The sequence below is a fragment of the Streptomyces lusitanus genome (assembly GCF_042647945.1).
In the GTDB taxonomy this organism is placed as follows: domain Bacteria; phylum Actinomycetota; class Actinomycetes; order Streptomycetales; family Streptomycetaceae; genus Streptomyces; species Streptomyces pseudogriseolus.
This window is the reverse complement of sequence record NZ_JBHRWL010000003.1, coordinates 133634-152764: the sequence shown is the minus strand read 5'-3', so window position 1 is coordinate 152764 and position 19131 is coordinate 133634. Positions and strand designations below refer to the sequence as shown.

Below are 19131 nucleotides of genomic sequence, written 5' to 3'. Positions count from 1 at the left end.
CGCGACATCACCCACACGCTCCCGTCAACCGGGTCGCCGATGACTTCCGAGGACGAACCGGGTCTCCACTGACATGACCCGCATCATCGCTGACATCTCGATTTCCCTCGACGGCTACGTGACCGGCCCCGACCCCGGCCTGGACAACGGCCTCGGCACCGGCGGGGAGGGCCTGCACACCTGGGCGTTCTCCGACGACCCCGAGGACCGCCGGATCGTACGCGAGAGCACCGAACGCTCCGGCGCGGTCGTCCTGGGCCGGCGCCTCTTCGACATCGTCGACGGCCCCAAGGGCTGGAACGACGAGTCCGGCTACGGCGCCGGGGAGGTCGGCAAGCCCGCGTTCGTCGTCGTGACGAGCGAGCCGCCCGCGTCCGTACGCACGTCCGACCTCGACTGGACGTTCGTCACCACCGGTGTGCACGACGCCGTCTCCGCCGCACGCGAACGCGCGGAGGCGGCGTCGGCGCGCAGCGGCAAGGACCTCGACGTGTACGTCATGGGCGGTGGCGTCACGATCAGCTCGGCCCTCGACGCCGGCCTGGTCGACGCACTGACCCTGCACCTCGCCCCCGTCGTGCTGGGCGCGGGCACCCCCCTCTTCTCCGGCGGGATCCCCCGCACACTCACGCAGCGAAGCGTGACCCGCACGACGACGGCGACCCACCTCACGTACGACGTACCGCGCTGAATCCCTGGGGGGCCATGCATCTACGTGTTGGCGGCGCCGTAGCGCACGTCGTCACCTTGGGGAAGCAGGTATCCGATGTCCCGCGTCTGCGGCATCTTCCCCGCCAGCGTCGACGCGTCGGCGCAGCCGGAGACTTCGAAGCCGACGACCCCCAGGCTGAAGGGGACGCGCTTGAAGGTTTCGGCCCCGATGCCGGCCAGCCAGTCGTCCATCACGTCGGACCTGAAGGACGGTCGACCGTCCCAGTAGGCGAGGCCCGCCTTGCTCAGGGCGCCGAGGGGGACGTAGAAGTCCAGCCAGTCACTGCTTCCGTCGTCGCCCCGGATCGCCAAACAGCCACAAACGGTCAGCCGGCCCGTCGGCAGCCGGACCTGGCCATGGAGGTGACCGAACTCGGTCAGTGAGCCGACCGTGCACGGCACGGGATCCTGCTCCTCGGGTTCACGGTCTCTCCGCCCGAAGCACCCCTGGACGTCCGCGGCCGACCACAGTGCGCTCAGGACGGCTTGGATCTGGGCATCATCGGTCGACCCGACCTCGATGCCCAGCTCGTAGTAGCCGTCGCCCCAGTTGGTCGGGTCCCGGAAGACAGCAGGACTCGTCACGCCGTGATCATCCGGCAGAGCCGCCCCTCAACGCCAGTCGATATGCACGCGCGAGAGGCAGCCCCGCTCCGACGGCGAGGGCTGCGCCCCGGAGTTCATATTTTCTTCACACAACCGCTACAGTTCGTGCTTCAACCAGCACCCGGGGGGGGCGCCATGACCAATCCGTACACACCGGCAGGCCGCACCGCGCCGAAGTGGGCGCGTAAGCGGTACGTGCTGCCGGCGCTCGGCCTCGCCTTCTTCATCGGCATCGGAGCGGGCGCCGAGGACAGCAGCGCGAAGGATGATGCGAAGCCGCTGGCGGCCAAGCCCCAGCCGACGGTGACCACGACCGCAACGGTGACCGCCACACCCACCGCCGATCCGGAACCCGCGCCGACCGTCACGGTGACGGAGACGAAGACGGTCAAGGTGAAGGTGACCAAGACGGTGACCGAGGAACCCGTCGAGGAGGACTACAGCGGCGGCGGGGGAGGCGGCGGCAGCGTCTACTTCGAGAACTGCGACGCCGCCCGAGCCGCAGGCGCGGCACCCGTCCACGTCGGAGACCCCGGCTACGGCGGCCACCTCGACCGCGACGGTGACGGCACCGGCTGCGAGTGACGCACCGGGAATGGGACGCCGCCGGCACCCGTCCGACGCGGGTCCACGGGCGGCGGCCCCCGCTGTCACAGCGGCGCCGCCCACCGCACAGGACGAGCCTCCGACGGCAGGGGACGGTGCCGAAGTGACCGGGAGCAGTGGGAGCGGCCTCACCCGGACCGGGCGCAGGCCATGAGGCGCGGCAAGCGGTACGCCGTCGCCGCCTCCGGTCAGTGGACCGACGAGGACGACGGCCGCCGCAGGCTGCCCGCCGGGGAGGTGCACGCCTGGGAGCCCGGCCGCAGCGAGACCGTGTGCGGCCTGTCCCTCAGCCGGTCGCGCCTCGCCCGCTTCTCGCACGTCAGCTGGCCCGACACGTTCCCCGAGTCGGGCGGCGCGGCCGACAAGGTGCAACGGGTGTGCCCCCGCTGCGCGTCGGTGGCCGGGCGCCGCGGCAGCGACGCACGCCCCCGCTGGGTGCGCGTCCGGCCGCGTCCCTGAACCGGACCCACCGTCTCTCAGGCCCCGGTCAGCAGGTCACCCTCCTCCACGGCCGACAGCGACAGCGTCTTGTACCCGACCTGCTCGAACAGCACGACGACCCGGTCGTCCTCCCGGCGCATCACCGTGCCCGCACCCCAATCCGCGTGCCGCACCCGCTCGTTCGGCTCGTACGGCCCTGCCTCCCCGGCCGGGGGAGCGGCGTCGGCAGGCCGCACGGGGTCCGACGCCGCGGGCTCGTTGTCCAGACGCTCACACCCGTCGCAGTGGCCGCACGGGGTGTCGAGCTGCTCACCGAAGTAGCCGAGCAGGTACTGGCGTCGGCAGCCCGGCGTCTCCGCGTAGCCGCGCATCATCTCGATGCGCGAGCGGTCGATACGGCGCCGCCGCTCGAACACCTCCGCCGCCGCCTCCGCGGCGTCCTCCGCCGACCGCCCTGCCACGGCCCGCACCGCACGGCGCCTCCCCTCGACCGCGACGGCGCCCGCCTCCTCCAGCAGGTTCAGCAGATCGCCGGCCTTCCGGCGCGACAGTCCGCACAGCTCCGCCGTACGGCTGCGGCTCTGCGGGGCGTCCTGGTCGAGCAGCACGCTCATGACGCGCCGCAGCGCCTCCGTGTCCAGCGACCGGGAGGTCAGGAACTTCTGCAACCCCAGATCCTCGGGCCGGTAGAACAGCACGGCGTCGGCCGCCTCCCCGTCCCGCCCGGCCCGCCCGACCTCCTGGTAGTACGAGTCGAGCGACTCGGGCACGGACGCGTGCGCGACGAACCGTACGTCGGGCTTGTCGATGCCCATCCCGAACGCCGAGGTGGCGACGACCACGGCGGGGGCGCCGGCCATGAAACCGTCCTGGATGCGCCGGCGCTCGGCCGCCTTCAGACCCGCGTGGTACGCCTCGGCGTCCACCCCGTCCTCCCGGAGACGCTCCGCATACGCCTCGGCGTCCTTGCGGGTGGCGGTGTAGAGGATGCCCGGGGTGGGCGCCTCGGCCGTCCAGCGGGACACGGCCTCACGCTTGGACGGGTCGTCGGTGTACGTGCGCACGGTCAGCCGGATGGCGGGCCGGTCCGTGCCCGTCGTCACGAGCCGGGGATCGCGCATGTGCAGGTGCTCGACGATGTCCTCCCGTACGGGGGCCGCCGCGGTCGCCGTCAGCGCGAGCACGGGCGGCCGGCCCAGCCGCTCGGCGGCCTCACCGAGGGTGAGGTAGTCCGGACGGAAGTCGTGCCCCCACGCGGAGACGCAGTGGGCCTCGTCGACGACGAACAGCGACGGCCGCAGCTCACGCAGCCGCTCCAGCACGTCCCTCTTGGCCAGCTGCTCGGGGGAGAGGAACAGGTACTCGGCGTCCCCGTCCTCGACCGCCTGCCAGCCCTCGTCGGTCACCGACCGCGACTGGGCGGAGTTCACGGCCACGGCGTCCGGAGCCTCACTGTCCCGCAACCCCGTGACCTGATCCCGTTGCAGGGCGATCAGCGGCGACACGACGACGGCGGGGCCGCCCAGCAGCACGGTCGGCACCTGGTAGATCGCCGACTTCCCCGAGCCCGTGGGCATCACGACCAGCACGTCACCACCGTCCAGCAGCGCCTGCATCGCCTCGGCCTGCTCCGCGCCCAGGTCACTCCACCCGAACCGCTCGCGGGCGACGCGACGCAACTCGGCGCCCCGCTCGTGCTCATCCATCGCGTACGCCCTTTCCAGCCCCTGACCAGTGAGTTCCCGGCCCGGGTGCCCGCTGCGGGGGCGGGGATGCGCGTCGCTGATCCGGAAACGAGGCTCAGCCGGAGGGAGCCCGAGCAGTGATACGGACGCGGGCTGTGCAGGTCACCGCACAACCGCCGCCGCAGCAGCCTCCCCCACCCCCGGCGCGCTGTGCGCGCGCCGGTACGCCGCCGGTGACAGGCCCACGTACGTGTGGAACTGCCGGCGCAGCGCGACCGGGTCGCCGAAGCCGCAGGCGGCGGCGATGCGGGCGACGGGCAGGGCGGTGGACTCCAGCAGATGCCGTGCGTGGGCGAGCCGGCGCTGGGCCAGCCACTTCAGCGGGCTGAGCCCGGTCTCCTGCCGGAAACGGCGCGTGAACGTGCGCACGCTCATGTGCGCGTGCCGCGCCATGTCCTCGAGGGTGAGCGGCTCGGCCAGCCGTTGCAGTGCCCACTGCCGGGTCTCCGAGGTGGACCGGTCGGCGTCCTGGGGCACCACGTGCTCGATGAACTGCGCCTGCCCGCCTTCACGCCACGGCGCCGCCACGCACCTCCGCGCTGCCGCCGCCGCGACACTCGCCCCGTGGTCCAGCCGGACCAGGTGCAGGCACAGGTCGATGCCCGCCGCGCCGCCGGCGGACGTGAGGATGCGGCCGTTGTCGACGAACAGCACGTTCGGATCGACCTCGATCCCGGGGAAGAGCTGCGTGAAGGCCTCGCACAAGGTCCAGTGCGTGGTCGCCCGCATCCCGTCCAGCAGCCCGGCCGCCGCGAGCAGGAAGGCCGAGGTGCACAGACTCACGATGCGCGTCCGGGGCCCGATCGACTTCAGCACCGCGGTGACGTCCTCGGGCAGCGTCCCCGTCGCGAGCAGGTCGGGGGTCGGCTCCTGGGTGGCGATCACCACCGTGTCCGCGGTCTCCAGCAGCGACTCGTCGTGCTCCACGACGATCCGGAAGTCCTCGTGCGTACGGACCGGCCGCCCGCCGAGGGAGCAGGTCCTGACCGAGTACAGACGGCTGCCGTCCGGACCCCGGGCCTCGTTGAACACGCGGGCGGGGATGCCCAGGTCCAGCGGCAGGACCCCGTCGAGGGCGAGAACGGCAACCCGATGCGTCATGGCCGGAATAGTACGACAGGTGTCCCGCAGGCCACTCACGCACGCCGGCACCGGCACGGCAGGCTGGTTCTCGCCGGGGACATCCCGGCGATGGAGCGGGGAACGCCCCGGTCATGGATCCGTACGACACACAGGAGCGAGAAACGATGAGCGGCCACACCATGCGCGCCGTCACGATCAGGGAGTTCGGCGGCCCGGAGGTCCTCACCCCCGAGGACGTGGCCCGCCCCGAACCCCTGCCGACCGAGGTGCTGGTGCGCGTGCACGCCGCCGGCGTCAACCCGGTGGACTGGAAGACCCGCGCGGGTCAGGGCATGGCGGGCCTCCAGACCTTCCCGCTGACCCTCGGCTGGGACGTCTCCGGCGTCGTCGAGCAGGCCGGCTTCGGCGTCACCACACTCCGGCCGGGCGACGAGGTGTACGGCATGCCGTGGTTCCCGCGCGCCGGCGGCGCCTACGCCGAATACGTCACCGCACCGGCCCGCCAGTGGGCCCGCAAGCCGGCCACCGTGGACCACGTGCACGCGGCCGCCGTGCCCCTGGCGGCGCTCACCGCCTGGCAGATCCTCGTGGACACCGCCCACGTGCAGGCGGGGCAGCGCGTCCTGATCACGGCAGCCGCCGGAGGCGTGGGCCACCTCGCCGTCCAGTTCGCCCGCCACCTGGGCGCACACGTGATCGCCACGGCGAGCGCCGCCCGCCACCCGTGGCTCAAGGACCTCGGCGCCGACGAGACGATCGACTACACCACCACCCCCTTCGAGGAGGCCGCGGCCGGCGTCGACGTGGTCGTGGACCTGGTCGGCGACGCGCACGACCGGACCAGCACCCGCGCCCTGAAGACCCTGTCCCCGGGCGGGCTGCTGATCGCCGTCCCCGGCGGCGTCTCCCCGGACCTGGCGGCGGCCGCCGAGGCGGCGGGCGTACGGACCACCGGGTTCCTCGTCGAGCCGGACGGCCCCGCGCTGACCCGGATCGCCGACCTGATCGACGCGGGCGAGGTGAGCGTCGAGGTGGAGAGGACCTTCCCCCTCGCCGACGCCGCCGCGGCGCACACCCACGGCGAAGCCGGCCACACGCGCGGCAAGCTGGTCCTGACCGCGACGGACTGACGTCCGGGTCGTGCCAGGTTCGGGCCGAGCCGCACGGGGCACCTCGTCGAGGTGAACGCCGACCAGTCGCCGGAGCGCACTCCCGACGGACACCACATCGTCGTCCGGGGCAGGAAATGGCGGGCGACCGACCCGTCCATCCCCGAGGAGACCGCCGCACGCCTGCGACGCCATCTCATGTCGGCACGCCGCGCGGTGCGCTCCGCGACGACCGCGGGCGACGAGCAGGCCGAGCGCGCGGCACGGTCCCGCGTGCACCGGGCCAAGGTCGCGCTCGGCGAGCGGGGCACCCCGTGGTGGGAAGAGCCGGAGGACGTCCGTCGACGCCGCTGGGAGCAGGGCCTTCAGTCCCTCGACGCCGAGGACGACGGCTGAGACCTCCCGGCGGCGTCCGTCTGTTCTCCGGTCGCCGACCCCGGATCTCTTACGTTCGGACGCTCAGCCCAGTCCGCCGGTCGCCCGCAGATTCTGACCGGTGATCCACCGGCCGTCCGGTCCCACGAGGAAGGCGACGACGTCGGCCACGTCGGACGGCTGCCCCAGCCGGCCGAGCGGCGTCATGCCGGCGACCGCGTCGAGCGCCTGCGGGGGGTTGGTCGTCCGCAGCAGCTCGGTGTCGGTCGCGCCGGGGGAGACGGTGTTGACGGTGATCCCTCGGGGCCCGAGTTCCCTCGCCGCGACGGCGGTCAGCTGCTCGACCGCGCCCTTGCTGGCGGCGTAGGGGGCGATGCCGGGGGCGGGCCGCACCGTGTTGAGGGTGGAGATGTTCACGATCCGGCCGCCGTCGCGCATCGTCCGGGCCGCATGGCGCATCGTGAGGAAGACCGAGCGGGTGTTGACCGCCATGACCGTGTCGAAGACGTCGACGTCGGTCGAGGCGAGCGGGGTCGGGGTGAAGGACATCGCGGCGTTGTTCACGAGGATGCTCAGACCGCCGAGATGAGCCTCCGCGGCTTCCATCAACCGCTCGGGCCCACCCTCTTCGCCGAGGTCGACACGCATCGCCTTGACCGTGCCGCCGTCGGCCTCCACGGCACGGACGACGGCCTGCGCGGCGCCTTCGTCCTTGACGTAGGTGAACACCACGGACGCCCCGTCCCGGCACAACCGCTCGACGATCGCCCGACCGATACCCCGGGACCCGCCCGTGACGACGGCGGTCGCATCCTCCAGCACTGTGTCCTCCACACCAGCGTGACGACGCATGGGTTCTGAACGTACTCGGACGCCGGTCGGCGCACCGGGTTTTCGCCGTGCGCGATACCCGTCCGGGTCGCCGCCGTCCGGCCGCACGGTCCGCCGGACGGCTAGTCTCCTCAGGCACCCCTTCGGACCACGCGGACCATGCCAGGAGAACCCGTGTCGCAGCCGCTCACCCCCGGAGATCCACTCACCCCCGCGGAGTGCCTCGTCGAGGCCAAGGAGCGGCTGCGCCTCCCGCGTATCGTCGTGATCTGCGGCTCCACCCGGTTCATGAGCGAGATGGCCGAGGCCGATCTGCGGGAGCCGGTGAAGGGCAACATCGTCGTCAAGCCGGGCTGCGACCTGAAGTCGCCCCACGTCCTCTGGTCCGATCCCGGCGAGGCCGAGGCGCTGAAGTCCCGACTGGACGATCTGCACCGGGCGAAGATCCGGCTCGCCGACGAGGTGCTCGTGGTCGGCGACTACATCGGGGACAGCACCCGGGCCGAGATCGCCTACGCCCGGTCACTGGGCAAGCCCGTGCGGTTCACGCACCCCGAGGTCGACCCCGGCGCCGACTAGGACGGGGCCTACACCTGGACGCTGGTGCCGGGCTCGAGGGACTCGAGCGGGATGCCGGTCAGGCCCTGCTCGCCGAGCAGGCCGGCGGCGGACTGCCGGCCGAGGTCGCTGAGCATGAGTTCGTGGATCTGGATGACCCGCTCGGGCTTCACGGCGCGGACGTAGTCGGCGGCTTCCCCGAGCTTCGTCCAAGGTCCGCTGGTGGGCAGCAGCAGGGTGCGCACGGGGGCCTCGGGCACGCAGTAGGCGTCGCCGGGATGGTGGACGGTTCCCTCGTCGAGGAGGTAGCCGACGTTGTCGGGGCACGGGATGTCGGGGTGGATCAGCGCGTGCCGGTGGCCGTGCACGCTGACGGCGACGGACCCGACGTCGAAGGTGTCGCCCGCGGCGACGGCGTGCACGCGGCCGTCATGGCTGCCGAGGGCGGCCGCGACAGCGGCAGTGCCGTACACCCGCAGCGCGGGCCGGTCCTCCAGAGCGGCGTCGACGAGCCGTTCGTCGAAGTGGTCGAAGTGCTCGTGGGTGATCAGTACGGCGTCGGCCCGGGCGACGGCTTCGGCCGCGTCCGGGGTGAGGGTGCCGGGGTCGATGACCAGACGGGTGCCGTCCTTCTCGAGCGTGACGCAGGCATGGGCGTGCTTGGTGAGCTTCACAGGGGGGCCTTTCCGGGCCGAGGGTTGAAGATCTACAACCTAACTGTACAACTAGGGTGATGAAATCAGGTAAAGTGGTGGTCATGGATGACAGACAGCTGGCCGAGGAACTCCGCCTGACCGTCGGACGGCTCGTGCGCACGGTGCGCAGCGCCGACACGATGCCGCCCGGCGAGGCCGCCGTCCTTGGCTACCTGGACCGCGGCGGCCCGCTGACCACCGCCGAGATCGCACAGCAGCGGGGGGTCAGTCACCAGTCGGCCGCCAAGACGGTCAAAGGGCTCCTGGCGCAGGGCCTGGTGCGCGCCGAGGCACACCCCGACGACGGGCGCAAGCTGCTCCTCACCCTCACGCCGGCCGGACGTGACCGTCTGGCCGAGGAACGCCGACGTCGCGCCGACCGGCTCGGCAGCGCGATCAACGCCGTCCTCAGCCCGGAGGAGCGCAAGACGCTCGAGGCGGCGCTGCCGCTGCTGTCACGCCTGAGCACGCACGGGAACGGCGAGTAGCCCGCGCTTCCCCCGGCCGGTTCGCCCTGCGGACGTGCGCCGCCCCTTGCCGTCGCGGACAGTGGAAGACAGGAAGGAGCGTTCCGCGAGCGGCCGGTCCGGACGGAGCTCGCGCCGCATGCTCCGCACGAGCTCACGAGAGGGGCGATCCGCCATGGCAGCCACCCCCGTCATGCAACTGCCCGTCATCAGCGAATGCGCGGCCGAGGGCTGCGCCTACAACCACGACCACGCGTGCCATGCCGCGGCGATCACCGTGGGGGACCTCGACAGTCCCGTCTGCGACACGTATCTGGGCGCCGATCTCGAGGGCGGTGAGCCGTCGACCACCGGCAGGGTCGGCGCCTGCAAGATGGCCGACTGCCGGCACAACAGCGGACTCGAGTGCCACGCCCCGGCCATCACCGTCGGCTTCGAGCACGAGCAGGTGGACTGCCTCACCTACGCGCACAAGTGACAGACACACGCACGTGGCGTCGCCCGGCACGATGCCGTCGGCCGCGGACCGGGACACCACGTCGCGCCCGCCGGCAGACGTGTGCCCCGCGCCGGCGGTCGTAGGGGGGGGCGTACGCGCCGGGCGGGGCCTCGAAGGTCAGTCGGCGGTGGTGAACCGCGCGGTCACGGCGGCCTCGACGGCCGCGGTGTCGGCGTCGTCCGCCGCCCAGGCCACGTATCCGTCGGGCCGGACCAGCACGGCGGTACGCCGGTCGCCGGCCCAGTGCTCGACGACCGGCAGCGAGCCGCGGTCGCCGTCCGTGGTGGCGGTGGCGCTGTGGGGGAGCCGCACGGTGGGCGGGGTGACGAGGACGAAACGGCCGCCGCGCAGCGCCTCGTACAGGCGGGTGCCGCTCCGGAGGGCGACGTCCGGAACCCGGGTGCCGACGAGGCGGTGGGCGCCGCGCGGGGCGGGGTAGCGGTAGCCGATCCCGGTGATCTGGGCCAGGGCCTTGGTGCGGGCGGGGGCGGCGGCGTTGACGAGGGCCGAGACGACGGCGCGGACGGCCCGCAGCGCCGGGCTCTGCGCGCGGGCCAGCCGGACGAGACCGCCGCTGCTGCGCAGGACCGCCTTGCCGACCGGGTGGCGTTCGCCCTGGTAGGTGTCCAGGAGGCTGTCGGGGGCCTGCCCCGTGACGACGGCGGCGAGCTTCCAGCCAAGGTTGGCCGCGTCCTGCAGGCCGGTGTTCATGCCCTGCCCGCCGGCCGGGGAGTGGACGTGCGCGGCGTCGCCGGCGAGGAACACCCTCCCGACCCGGTACTCGGGAGCCTGGCGTTCGTCGCTGTGGAAGCGGGAGAGCCAGCGGGCGTCGTGCATGCCGTAGTCGGTGCCCAGGGCACGGCGGGTGACGTCCTTGACCTCGTCGAGGTCGAGGGGGTGGTCGTCGGGGACCTCGTTGCGGCGGTTCCAGCCCATGACGCGGTACCAGCCGTCGCCGAACGAGGCGATCATCGCGAACACGTCGCCGGCGCCGTCGACGGTGAGGACGCTCTCGGGCTTCTCGGCGAGGCGGACGTCCGCGAGGAAGAGGGAGGTGATGACGGAGACGCCGGGGAAGGGCTGGCCGATCGCCTCACGCACGGCGCTGCGGTGGCCGTCGGTGCCGACGACGTACGCGGCGCGGTGCGTGGCGGTCGTTCCGTCCCCGGTGCGGACGTCGATGTCGACACCGTCGGCGTCCTGGCGCAGCGCGAGGAGCTCGGTCTCGTACTGGAACCGGACACCGAGCCGCCGGGCCCGCCGCTCCAGCAGGCGCTCGACCTCGTACTGGGGGGTGATCAGCAGGAACGGGAAGCGGGAGGGCAGCGTGGTGAGGTCGAGGGAGAGGCGGCGGAAGAGCCGCAGCCGGGTGATGGTGCTGCCGGTGGCGAGCAGGTCGTCGGCGAGGCCGCGGGCGTCGAGCTGCTCCAGCGTGCGGGCGTGCACGCCGAACGCCCGGGAGAGGTTGCTGATCTTGTGCGGGCGCTTCTCCAGCAGGGTGACGGGGACGCCGGCCTCGGCGAGGTCGCCCGCCAGGAGCAGGCCGGCGGGGCCGGCGCCGACGACGATCACGGGGTGCGCCGAACGCTCGGTGCCCTTGCCGGTGCCGGTGCCGGTGCCGGTGCTGGTGCTGGTGCCGCTCATGGTGACCTCCCAGTCGCCAACGATTGTAGGCCAACAGTTGTTGGTCAACGTCTGTTGGCAACTGTAGGCGGGCGCCGGCGTGCGCGTCAACACTTGTTGGCCTACGTATGTAGGCATACGATCGTTGGCATGAACGAGAGCACGTCCGCCGCCCCCGCCCGCGGCTCCGCCCCCGCCCGCCGCTCCGACGCCACCCGCCGGGCCATCCTGGAGGCGGCCCGTGAGCGGTTCGCCGCCGACGGCTACGACCGCGCCACCATCCGCGCCATCGCCCACCAGGCGAAGATCGACCCCTCCATGGTCATGCGCTACTACGGCAACAAGGAGGGCCTGTTCGCGGCGGCCGTCGCCATCGACCTGAAGCTGCCGGACCCGGCCTCACTGACCCGTGACGAGGCCGGCCGCGCCCTGGTGACGCACTTCCTGACCCAGTGGGAGGAGAACGAGGTCCTCACCGCACTCCTGAGGGTCGGCGTGACCAACGACGCCGGCGCCGAGCGCATGCGCGGCATCTTCAGCGACCAGCTGCTCCCGCTGGCCCGCCGGGTGTGCCCCGACCCCGAACAGGCACCGGCACGCGCCGCACTGGTGTCCTCGCAGCTCCTGGGCCTCGCCCTCACCCGCTACGTCCTGCGCTTCCCGCCCGCCGCGCACCTGCACCCGGACGAGATCACGGCCTGGCTGGCGCCGACCGTGCAGCACTACCTCACGGCACCCCACCCCGGGGTGTGACTCCCGCGCCGGCTCCCCGGCCCTTCTGCTGTCGGCAGACCGACTGGACGGCAGACGGTGAGCTGCCACGATGTGACGGCATGGGAAACATGACGGTACGTCGACTCGATCTCGGGTACTTCATCCGGCCGGCGTCGGAAACGGGCAGCTCACAGCCACGAGTCGAGCCCGTCCTCGCCTACCTCGTACGACACGACAACGGGCTGATCCTCTTCGACACCGGCATCGGCGACGCGGACCCCGAGACCGAGGCCCACTACCGGCCACGCCGCCGCGCGTTGCAGGAGGCACTGTCGGCGGCCGGGGTCGGCCTCGACGACATCTCCGTGGTGGTGAACTGCCATCTGCACTTCGACCACTGCGGCGGCAACCCCCTCCTGGGCGGCAGGCCCGTCTACGTCCAGGAGGCCGAACTGGCGGCCGCCCGCGCGGGTGACCACACCTTCGACGAACTGGTCGACTTCCCCGGCGCGACCTACGAAGTCGCCGTCGGCGAGACCGAGATCTGGCCGGGAGTCCGGATCATTCCGACGCCTGGGCACACGCGGGGACACCAGTCGCTGGTCCTCCGGCAGAACGACGGCACGGTGGTCCTCGCCGGCCAGGCGCACGACGTCGCTTCCCAGTTCGCGTCCGACCAACTGGCCCGCCGCGCGGCACTCGACGGCGTGGAACAGCCCCTTCCGCCGTACCGGCACTGGCTGGACCGACTCGCGGATCTCGACCCGCGACGCGTGCTCTTCGCCCATGACTGCTCGGTCTGGGAACCGCCACGGACCACTCATCCCTGACCACGGCAGAACACCTCACCGGCCTTCCGGACCGTCGGCCAGGCGGCGCCACCACCAGCGGTCGGGACACCACGGGCGATGAGCCGCGAACCGATCCGGCAGCGTGCGTTCGGCATACCTGGCGTCCAGGGCCCGCACCCGGTCCCTGAGCTCGGCCAGCGGCCGGGGCGGCAACCGCCGCAAGACGTCCTCGAGCACATCGCGGGCGTGCCGGACGTCCTCGAAGGAACAGCCGCGGCATGAACATCCCGTCTCCTGCGGATACAGGGGCCGTCGGCCCGGAGGTCGCAGGAACGCCGCGTATCGCCGCAGCGCGCGGTCGGTGGCGCCGGGGTAGAGGTCATAGTCGTCCGAGAGTCTCTCCACCCGGTCTATCGCCACACTGGTGCGCGACGAGAGGCCGTGGATCCGGGGTGGGGGAACGCTCCACGGGACACGGGGAGACCGTTCGGCGCGCAGCGCGCCGGGCCGTCTACGCGGCATCGGCCTTTCGGTACAGGGCGTGCAAGGTCATGAGCGTCATCATGCCGGCACATGCCGTCCGGCGACCCGGCGACCCGGCGACGGCCTGGAAGCCGCACCCGAACGGTATTCACGGGGTAGCGTCCCAAGCATGGCTTCTCACACCACCGTTGAGCGCGCTCAACGCCTCGCGCAGCTGCACGCCCAGCACAAGCCGCTCGTACTGCCGACCGTCTGGGACGTCTGGTCCGCACGGACAGCCGTCGACGCCGGGTTCCTCGCCCTCACGATCGGCAGCCACCCCCTCGCCGACTCCCGTGGGGCCGGCGACCAGGAGGGGCAGACCTTCGAGGAGGTGCTCGCCGCCGTCAGGCCGATCGTCGCGGCGGTCGACGTCCCGGTGTCCGTGGACCTGGAGGCCGGTTACGGGCAGAAGCCGGCGGATCTCATCGCCGGGCTGATCGAGGTCGGCGGCGTCGGTCTCAACGTCGAGGACACCGTCCACTCCGAGGGCGGCCGCGTACGCGGCACCCAGGAGCACGCGAGTTACGTCGCCGGCCTGCGCGCGGCGGCCGACGACGCGGGGGTCCCGGTCTGGGTCAACGGGCGCACCGACCTCTTCATGCACGCGCGGGACGCCTCCGCCGTCCTCGACGAGGCGATCGGGCGGCTGCGTGCCCTGGTGGAGGCCGGCGCCGACAGCGTCTACCCCGTGGGCATCCAGGACGACGACGAGCTGCTCGCCGCGGTGACCGGCGCGGTCACCGTACCCGTCAACTCCACGGCCCACCCCGTCAAACACGACCTCGACCGCTTCCGTCGCCTCGGCGTGGGCCGGATCAGCTACGGCCCCCTGCTGCAGTGGGCGCTGACGGACACGGTGAAGGACATGCTCAAGCCGTGGGCGCCGTGAGGAACTGACCGGCCCGTGAACCCCCTGGCGTGACCCTGACGCCACTCGCGTGTTCAGCGCGGATGGTGCAGGTCACGCCAGTCGCGGGGTGACATCCCGTACGCGCGCCTGAACACCTTGCTGAAGTGGGTCGCGTCCACGAAACCCCACCGCCGGCCTGTGGCGGCGATGGTCCGCGACCTGCCGTACGGCCCGGCGAGTTCCCTTCGGCACTCCGCGAGGCGCAGTGCGCGGATGTGGTCGCCGAGGCTGATGCCGGACCGGGCGAGCACGGCGTAGAGGTGTCGTACGGAGATGCCGTGGGCGTCGGCGATGCGGGCCGGCGACAGGTCGCGGTCCGCCAGGTGCTCGCGGATGTACCGGGTGATCCGCAGGCTCAGTGTCGCCTCCATCGGCTCCCGCGCCCGGTCCGTCGCACCCTGCTGGGAGGTCAGGACGGCCCGCAGCAGTTCGACGCTCGGCGTCACGACGGCCTCGGCGCGCGCGCCCTGATGGAGCGCGTCGTCCGTCGCGAGCCGGGAGAAGTAGTCGAAGGCGATACGCGCGACGGGATTGCCGGGCCCCAGGGCGACCGTGCCGGTGTCCCGCAGCAGCCGGTCGGGCAGCGCGAGCGCCGAGCGGGGGAAGCGCAGGAAGTGGTGGTCCACCCCCTCGTCGAAGAGGAGGGTGTACGGAGCGATCGACTCGTAGACGGCGAACTCGCCCGGCCGCAGTACGCATTCGCGGCCCCTCTGCGCCACCAGACTGGCGCCCGAGACCTGAAGTCCGAGGAAGACGGCCGGCTCCTCGTCGTCGCGGCGAGCGAGCCCGGCCGTGCGGTGGATGGTGACCGCGGTCGCCCGCGCCGAACAGATCCGCATCGGGCCGACGGTGCCCAGCCCGATGCGTACGGACATCTCCTCGGCGGGCGGCCCGTGGTCGATGTCGACCGCCACCACGGACTCCCACACCGCGTTCCGGACCACTTCCTCCCGGTCCCCGGGCGGTACGAGGGCCGTGTCCAGCACGGGGCTCACCGTGCTGCCCTCTGTCCGCTACGGAAACCCGGCCGGCCCGGCGCCACCCCGGTCCGTACTCTCATCCGCCCCCCTGACACCCCTGAGACGACGTCGACATCCAGAAGGGTTGCATCAAGCCCGCAGAAATGACGACACGCCGCGCCCGGTCCAACCAGGACGTGTGGTCAGGGAGTTGGCGGCTGTGGCCGATCAGCCGCAGGGAGGTTCACTGCTCCGTCGGCGGCGGCAGCTCGACGGGGTAGGGCTCGGCGAAGTCGGCCGAACGGCTCACCGCCTCCCAGGCGCCCGCCTCGTCCAGCTGGCGGCGGGAGTAGTCGAGCGCGAGGGTCACGGCGTTCACGCCGAGCAGCAGATGACTCGGGACCTCGCCGCGCCGCACCGTGCGCACGATGATCTCCGCGGCACGCTCCGGATCGCCCGCGCTGCCGGCGGTGCCCTGCCGCACCCGGCGGTTCATGGCGCCCACGGTGGCGTCGTAGGCGTCGGGGACGGGGTGGACGGTCATGGAGGAGCCGGCCCAGTCGGTGGCGAAGCCGCTCGGCTCGACGACCATGAACTGCACCCCGAGCGGCGCAGTCTCCGCCGCCAGCGACCGGGTGAACCCGTCGACGGCGAACTTCGCCGCCTGGTACGAGGCGATGCCCGGGGAGCCGCCGACCCGCCCGCCGACGGAGGAGATCTGCACCACGGTCCCCGCGCCCTGCCGGCGCAGCACCGGCAGCGCCGCCCTGGTCACGTGGTACACACCCCAGAAGTTGGTCTCGAACTGGGCGCGGAAGTCCTCGTCGTCCGCGGTCTCGACCGGCGACACGTTCGCGTACCCGGCGTTGTTCACGACGACGTCGAGGCGCCCGAACCGGTCGACCGCGGCGTCGACGGCCGTGCGGGCCGCATCCGCGCCGGTGACGTCCAGCGGCAGGGCGAGGACCCGCTCCCCGTACTCCTTCAGCTCTTCGGCGAGCGGCTCGGGGCGGCGGGCGGTGGCCACGACGATGTCACCCGCGTCGAGGACGGCGGTGATCAGGGCGCGCCCGAGCCCGCGGGAGGAGCCGGTGACGAACCAGACCCGCTGCTGCGCGCCGCGCTCATTGTCTGCACTTTCACTCATACAGTTAGGGAAACACCGTTCTCCAAATAAAGCAACAGCGTTGCGTTATGTGTTCCTATGATGGCCCTATGACACAGCCAGCCTCCTTCCAGCGGGCCCGCAGCGCGGAAGCCAAGCAAGTACGCGAAGCAGCGATCCTGGAGGCGGCCCGCACACTCGGACGGGAACGCGGCATCCGCGACGTCACCCTCACCGACATCGCCGCCCAGGTGGGGATGCACAAGTCGGCGCTGCTGCGCTACTTCGAGACCAGGGAACAGATCTTTCTCGAACTCACCGCGCAGGGCTGGCGCGAGTGGTCCACCGCGCTCCGCACCCTCCTGCGGGCGCGAGACGCGGCCGACCCCGCCGCTGTCGCAGACGCCTTCGCCACGACCCTGGCCGCACGCCCCGTCTTCTGCGACCTTCTCGCCCAGGCCCCGCTCAACCTCGAACGCAACGTCTCACTCGAAGCCGTACGCGACTTCAAGCTCGTCACCCTCCACGAAGTCGCCCTCATCGGCGCCGAGGTCGACCGCCTCCTCGGCCTCGACGAACAGCAAGCCGTCGACCTGATCTCCACCGCAACCGGCATGGCGGGCGCCCTGTGGCAGATGGCAAGCCCCGGCCCCCGCATCCGCGAGCTGTACGTCACCGACCCCCGGCTCGGTCACGCCGTGGTCGAGGTGGAGCCCCGCCTGCGCCGCATACTCACCGCGTTCCTCACGGGCACGACCGCCTGACGCCTTCCGCGGGCCGACGGGTGGGTGCCCTCGGTGCCGTGAGCTCGTTCGCGCCGGGCCCTTGGACGCTTGGACGGTCGGACAAGGGTGGTGGACGATCAAGCATGGTCCGCCGGGTGACGCCTTCCTAGGGTCGGTGGGGAGCCGGTCGTGGTCACGCCCCTGTGGCGGGCCGCTGCGCAGGACCGCAGTCCGCGTACGGCTTCGATTCCTTGCCGGGGGAGACCTCGGTTGTTCCTGTTTCAAAGGCCGATTCATGACCAACGCAGTACAGGGCGAACCCACCATCCTGCTTGTCCACGGTGCCTGGCATGGCGCCTGGTGCTGGTACAAGCTCGTTCCGGAGCTCACCGCCCGGGGATGGCGCACTCTCACCGTCGACCTGCCGAGTGCGTCGACGGGCAGCAACGAGACAGCGGGGATGTACGACGACGCGCGTGCCATTCGCGCCCAACTGGCAGACGTGGACGGGCCGGTGACCGTCCTCGCGCACTCGTACGGGGGCGTGCCGGTCACAGAAGCCGCCGCTGCGGCTTCCCAGGTGTCACGCATCCTCTATCTCGCCGGCTTCCAGCTGGAGGCGGGCGCTTCCTTGGTCGGCGAGAGCGGAGGAGAGCTGCCGAGCGGCGACACGGGAACCTCGCCGGTTCCCGACGACGCGGCGAAGGCGCTGTTCAACGACATCGCCGCGGAGGAGGCCGACCGGGCTGTGCGGCGGCTGACTCCCCAGAGCGTACGGTCGTTCAGCGAACCGCTCACCGCGGCGGCATGGAAGACGGTGCCCTCCCGCTACATCGTGTGCGAGCACGACGAGATGCTCCCGCCGGCCTACCAGGAGTCGATGGGGAGCCGCGCCGACCGCGTGTACCGCCTGCCTTCCGGCCACTCGCCGTTTCTCTCCATGGCGAGCGAGCTGGCGGAGCTGATCACCGCGGACGCCGACAGCTAGGGACGGGGTGGGTCTCACCTCTCGGCCTTTCTTGACTGCACGTTCCGTAACCCTGTCCGCCTGCTCGCAACACCCTGCGCGTGGGCGCAGCAGGATGGGAATTTTCTTTACCGACCATTCATTCCTGATACTGTACGGTGAAGAGGCAGGTCCCGGAGAGGAGCCTCCGGCCTGCTCAGGGCGCTTGCCCGTCAATGTCGAACATCCCCGGAGTCGTGGCTGTGTCACCCCGGGCAGAAAGGGAGCACGTATGTCCAGCCGCCTGCAGTCAAAGATCGTCATTGTCACCGGGGGTACCTCCGGAATGGGTGAGGCTGCGGTGAGGCGACTCGCCGGCGAGGGGGCGACCGTGGTCATCGGGGCGCGGGACAAGGCGCGCGGTGAGGCGGTCGCGGCGGAGACTTCGGCCGACGGCGGCAAGGCCGTCTTCGTTCCCACGGATGTGACGCGTGAGGAGGACGTCGCGCGCCTGGTGGACTTCACCGTCAGCGAATTCGGCGCCCTGCACGGCGCGTTCAACAATGCCGGCGGGGGAAACAGTCAGGGATCGATCCGTGAGATGGACGCCCCCTTCTGGGAGAGTGTGATCTCCCTGAACCTGACGAGTGTCTTCTACAGCCTCAAGCACGAGATTCCGGCCATCATCGCCAGTGGCGGAGGCTCCATCGTCAACAACGCCTCCGTGGTGGGTGCGGCGGGTGACCCGTCGGCCGTCGCCTACTCGGCCGCCAAGCACGGTGTCGTCGGTCTGACCCGTTCGACGGCGCTGGACGCGGCGAAGGACGGTGTCAGGGTCAACGCCCTCCTCACGGGCCTGGTCAACACGCTGCTCTGGCAGGGCTTCACGGCGAGCGACCCGGAGGCCGCGAACAGCATCCTCAGCCGGCAGCCGACGGGTCGCTCGGCCGACGTCAGCGAGATCGCCGCCTTCACCGCCTTCCTGCTGAGCGACGAGAGCCGGTTCATCAGCGGTGCCGCCCTGGCGATCGACGGCGCGCTCACCGCGGGCTACTGATCACGCTGCCAGCCGGCCCGTTGAATCACGGTCGCGGCCTCGATCACACG

The 19131-nt window shown here is 71.8% G+C and carries 22 protein-coding genes; 14 read left to right on the top strand and 8 right to left on the bottom strand.

The features are described from left to right. Nucleotides 1–73: 73 nt before the first annotated feature. Complete coding sequence (locus ACFOSY_RS05150; protein WP_394305510.1) at nt 74–691, top strand: dihydrofolate reductase family protein; 618 nt, start codon at nt 74–76, stop codon at nt 689–691. A 20-nt stretch (nt 692–711) separates the two neighbouring features. On the opposite strand, the gene ACFOSY_RS05145 is transcribed toward ACFOSY_RS05150, so the two are convergent. After that, the gene (locus ACFOSY_RS05145; RefSeq protein WP_394305509.1) at nt 712–1296 is read right to left on the bottom strand and encodes a hypothetical protein; all 585 of its coding nucleotides are present in this window, start codon (nt 1294–1296) and stop codon (nt 712–714) included. Nucleotides 1297–1452: 156 nt separating this feature from the next. On the opposite strand from ACFOSY_RS05145, the gene ACFOSY_RS05140 reads away from it, so the two are divergent. Continuing rightward, complete coding sequence (locus ACFOSY_RS05140; protein ID WP_394305508.1) at nt 1453–1902, top strand: excalibur calcium-binding domain-containing protein; 450 nt, start codon at nt 1453–1455, stop codon at nt 1900–1902. Nucleotides 1903–2073: 171 nt separating this feature from the next. Next, nucleotides 2074–2382: a hypothetical protein gene (locus tag ACFOSY_RS05135; RefSeq protein WP_394305507.1), complete on the top strand. Its 309-nt coding sequence runs from the start codon at nt 2074–2076 to the stop codon at nt 2380–2382. Nucleotides 2383–2399: 17 nt separating this feature from the next. On the opposite strand, the gene ACFOSY_RS05130 is transcribed toward ACFOSY_RS05135, so the two are convergent. Both ACFOSY_RS05130 and ACFOSY_RS05125 read right to left on the bottom strand, forming a co-directional pair. After that, complete coding sequence (locus tag ACFOSY_RS05130; protein ID WP_394305506.1) at nt 2400–4070, bottom strand: RecQ family ATP-dependent DNA helicase; 1671 nt, start codon at nt 4068–4070, stop codon at nt 2400–2402. A gap of 141 nt (nt 4071–4211) precedes the next feature. Next, nucleotides 4212–5210, bottom strand: coding sequence for a GlxA family transcriptional regulator (locus ACFOSY_RS05125; RefSeq protein ID WP_394305505.1), 999 nt, complete (start codon nt 5208–5210; stop codon nt 4212–4214). Between the two features lie 146 nt (nt 5211–5356). Here ACFOSY_RS05125 and ACFOSY_RS05120 point away from each other — a divergent pair, with 146 nt between their 5' ends. Together ACFOSY_RS05120 and ACFOSY_RS05115 are read left to right on the top strand one after the other, a co-directional pair. Further along, nucleotides 5357–6322 (top strand): NADP-dependent oxidoreductase, encoded by a 966-nt coding sequence (locus ACFOSY_RS05120; RefSeq protein ID WP_394305504.1) that lies wholly within the window; start codon nt 5357–5359, stop codon nt 6320–6322. Nucleotides 6323–6373: 51 nt separating this feature from the next. After that, complete coding sequence (locus ACFOSY_RS05115) at nt 6374–6697, top strand: hypothetical protein (protein ID WP_394305503.1); 324 nt, start codon at nt 6374–6376, stop codon at nt 6695–6697. Between the two features lie 63 nt (nt 6698–6760). On the opposite strand, the gene ACFOSY_RS05110 is transcribed toward ACFOSY_RS05115, so the two are convergent. Beyond that, nucleotides 6761–7528, bottom strand: a complete 768-nt coding sequence (locus ACFOSY_RS05110; RefSeq protein ID WP_394305502.1) for an SDR family NAD(P)-dependent oxidoreductase — start codon at nt 7526–7528, stop codon at nt 6761–6763. A gap of 138 nt (nt 7529–7666) precedes the next feature. On the opposite strand from ACFOSY_RS05110, the gene ACFOSY_RS05105 reads away from it, so the two are divergent. Continuing rightward, nucleotides 7667–8086: a hypothetical protein gene (locus ACFOSY_RS05105; protein WP_394305501.1), complete on the top strand. Its 420-nt coding sequence runs from the start codon at nt 7667–7669 to the stop codon at nt 8084–8086. An 8-nt stretch (nt 8087–8094) separates the two neighbouring features. Here the strand turns inward: ACFOSY_RS05105 and ACFOSY_RS05100 are convergent, their stop codons facing one another. Further along, nucleotides 8095–8739, bottom strand: a complete 645-nt coding sequence (locus ACFOSY_RS05100) for an MBL fold metallo-hydrolase (protein ID WP_394305500.1) — start codon at nt 8737–8739, stop codon at nt 8095–8097. Between the two features lie 83 nt (nt 8740–8822). On the opposite strand from ACFOSY_RS05100, the gene ACFOSY_RS05095 reads away from it, so the two are divergent. Together ACFOSY_RS05095 and ACFOSY_RS05090 are read left to right on the top strand one after the other, a co-directional pair. Next, complete coding sequence (locus ACFOSY_RS05095; RefSeq protein ID WP_394305499.1) at nt 8823–9248, top strand: MarR family winged helix-turn-helix transcriptional regulator; 426 nt, start codon at nt 8823–8825, stop codon at nt 9246–9248. 154 nt (nt 9249–9402) lie between these two features. Beyond that, on the top strand, nt 9403–9705 hold the full coding sequence (locus tag ACFOSY_RS05090; protein ID WP_394305498.1) for a DUF1540 domain-containing protein: 303 nt from the start codon (nt 9403–9405) through the stop codon (nt 9703–9705). Between the two features lie 138 nt (nt 9706–9843). Here ACFOSY_RS05090 and ACFOSY_RS05085 read toward each other — a convergent pair whose 3' ends face one another. Beyond that, nucleotides 9844–11370: an FAD-dependent monooxygenase gene (locus ACFOSY_RS05085; RefSeq protein ID WP_394305497.1), complete on the bottom strand. Its 1527-nt coding sequence runs from the start codon at nt 11368–11370 to the stop codon at nt 9844–9846. Between the two features lie 129 nt (nt 11371–11499). Between ACFOSY_RS05085 and ACFOSY_RS05080 the strand changes: the two genes are divergently transcribed. From ACFOSY_RS05080 to ACFOSY_RS05070, 3 genes are all read left to right on the top strand, one after another. Then, nucleotides 11500–12102, top strand: coding sequence for a TetR/AcrR family transcriptional regulator (locus ACFOSY_RS05080; RefSeq protein WP_394305496.1), 603 nt, complete (start codon nt 11500–11502; stop codon nt 12100–12102). A gap of 89 nt (nt 12103–12191) precedes the next feature. Further along, nucleotides 12192–12893, top strand: coding sequence for an N-acyl homoserine lactonase family protein (locus ACFOSY_RS05075; RefSeq protein WP_449343579.1), 702 nt, complete (start codon nt 12192–12194; stop codon nt 12891–12893). Between the two features lie 613 nt (nt 12894–13506). Continuing rightward, on the top strand, nt 13507–14268 hold the full coding sequence (locus ACFOSY_RS05070) for an isocitrate lyase/PEP mutase family protein (RefSeq protein WP_394305494.1): 762 nt from the start codon (nt 13507–13509) through the stop codon (nt 14266–14268). A 53-nt stretch (nt 14269–14321) separates the two neighbouring features. Here ACFOSY_RS05070 and ACFOSY_RS05065 read toward each other — a convergent pair whose 3' ends face one another. Together ACFOSY_RS05065 and ACFOSY_RS05060 are read right to left on the bottom strand one after the other, a co-directional pair. Further along, a complete protein-coding gene (locus ACFOSY_RS05065) occupies nt 14322–15284 on the bottom strand; it encodes an AraC-like ligand-binding domain-containing protein (protein ID WP_394305493.1) in 963 nt (320 codons plus the stop codon). A 208-nt stretch (nt 15285–15492) separates the two neighbouring features. Further along, a complete protein-coding gene (locus tag ACFOSY_RS05060) occupies nt 15493–16395 on the bottom strand; it encodes an SDR family NAD(P)-dependent oxidoreductase (protein WP_394305492.1) in 903 nt (300 codons plus the stop codon). 68 nt (nt 16396–16463) lie between these two features. On the opposite strand from ACFOSY_RS05060, the gene ACFOSY_RS05055 reads away from it, so the two are divergent. From ACFOSY_RS05055 to ACFOSY_RS05045, 3 genes are all read left to right on the top strand, one after another. Continuing rightward, nucleotides 16464–17117 carry a TetR/AcrR family transcriptional regulator gene (locus ACFOSY_RS05055; RefSeq protein ID WP_394305491.1) on the top strand — a complete coding sequence of 218 codons (654 nt, stop codon included), beginning with the start codon at nt 16464–16466 and terminating at the stop codon, nt 17115–17117. Nucleotides 17118–17373: 256 nt separating this feature from the next. Further along, nucleotides 17374–18066, top strand: a complete 693-nt coding sequence (locus tag ACFOSY_RS05050) for an alpha/beta fold hydrolase (protein ID WP_394305490.1) — start codon at nt 17374–17376, stop codon at nt 18064–18066. 250 nt (nt 18067–18316) lie between these two features. Beyond that, nucleotides 18317–19081 (top strand): SDR family NAD(P)-dependent oxidoreductase, encoded by a 765-nt coding sequence (locus ACFOSY_RS05045; protein ID WP_394305489.1) that lies wholly within the window; start codon nt 18317–18319, stop codon nt 19079–19081. Nucleotides 19082–19131: the final 50 nt, after the last annotated feature.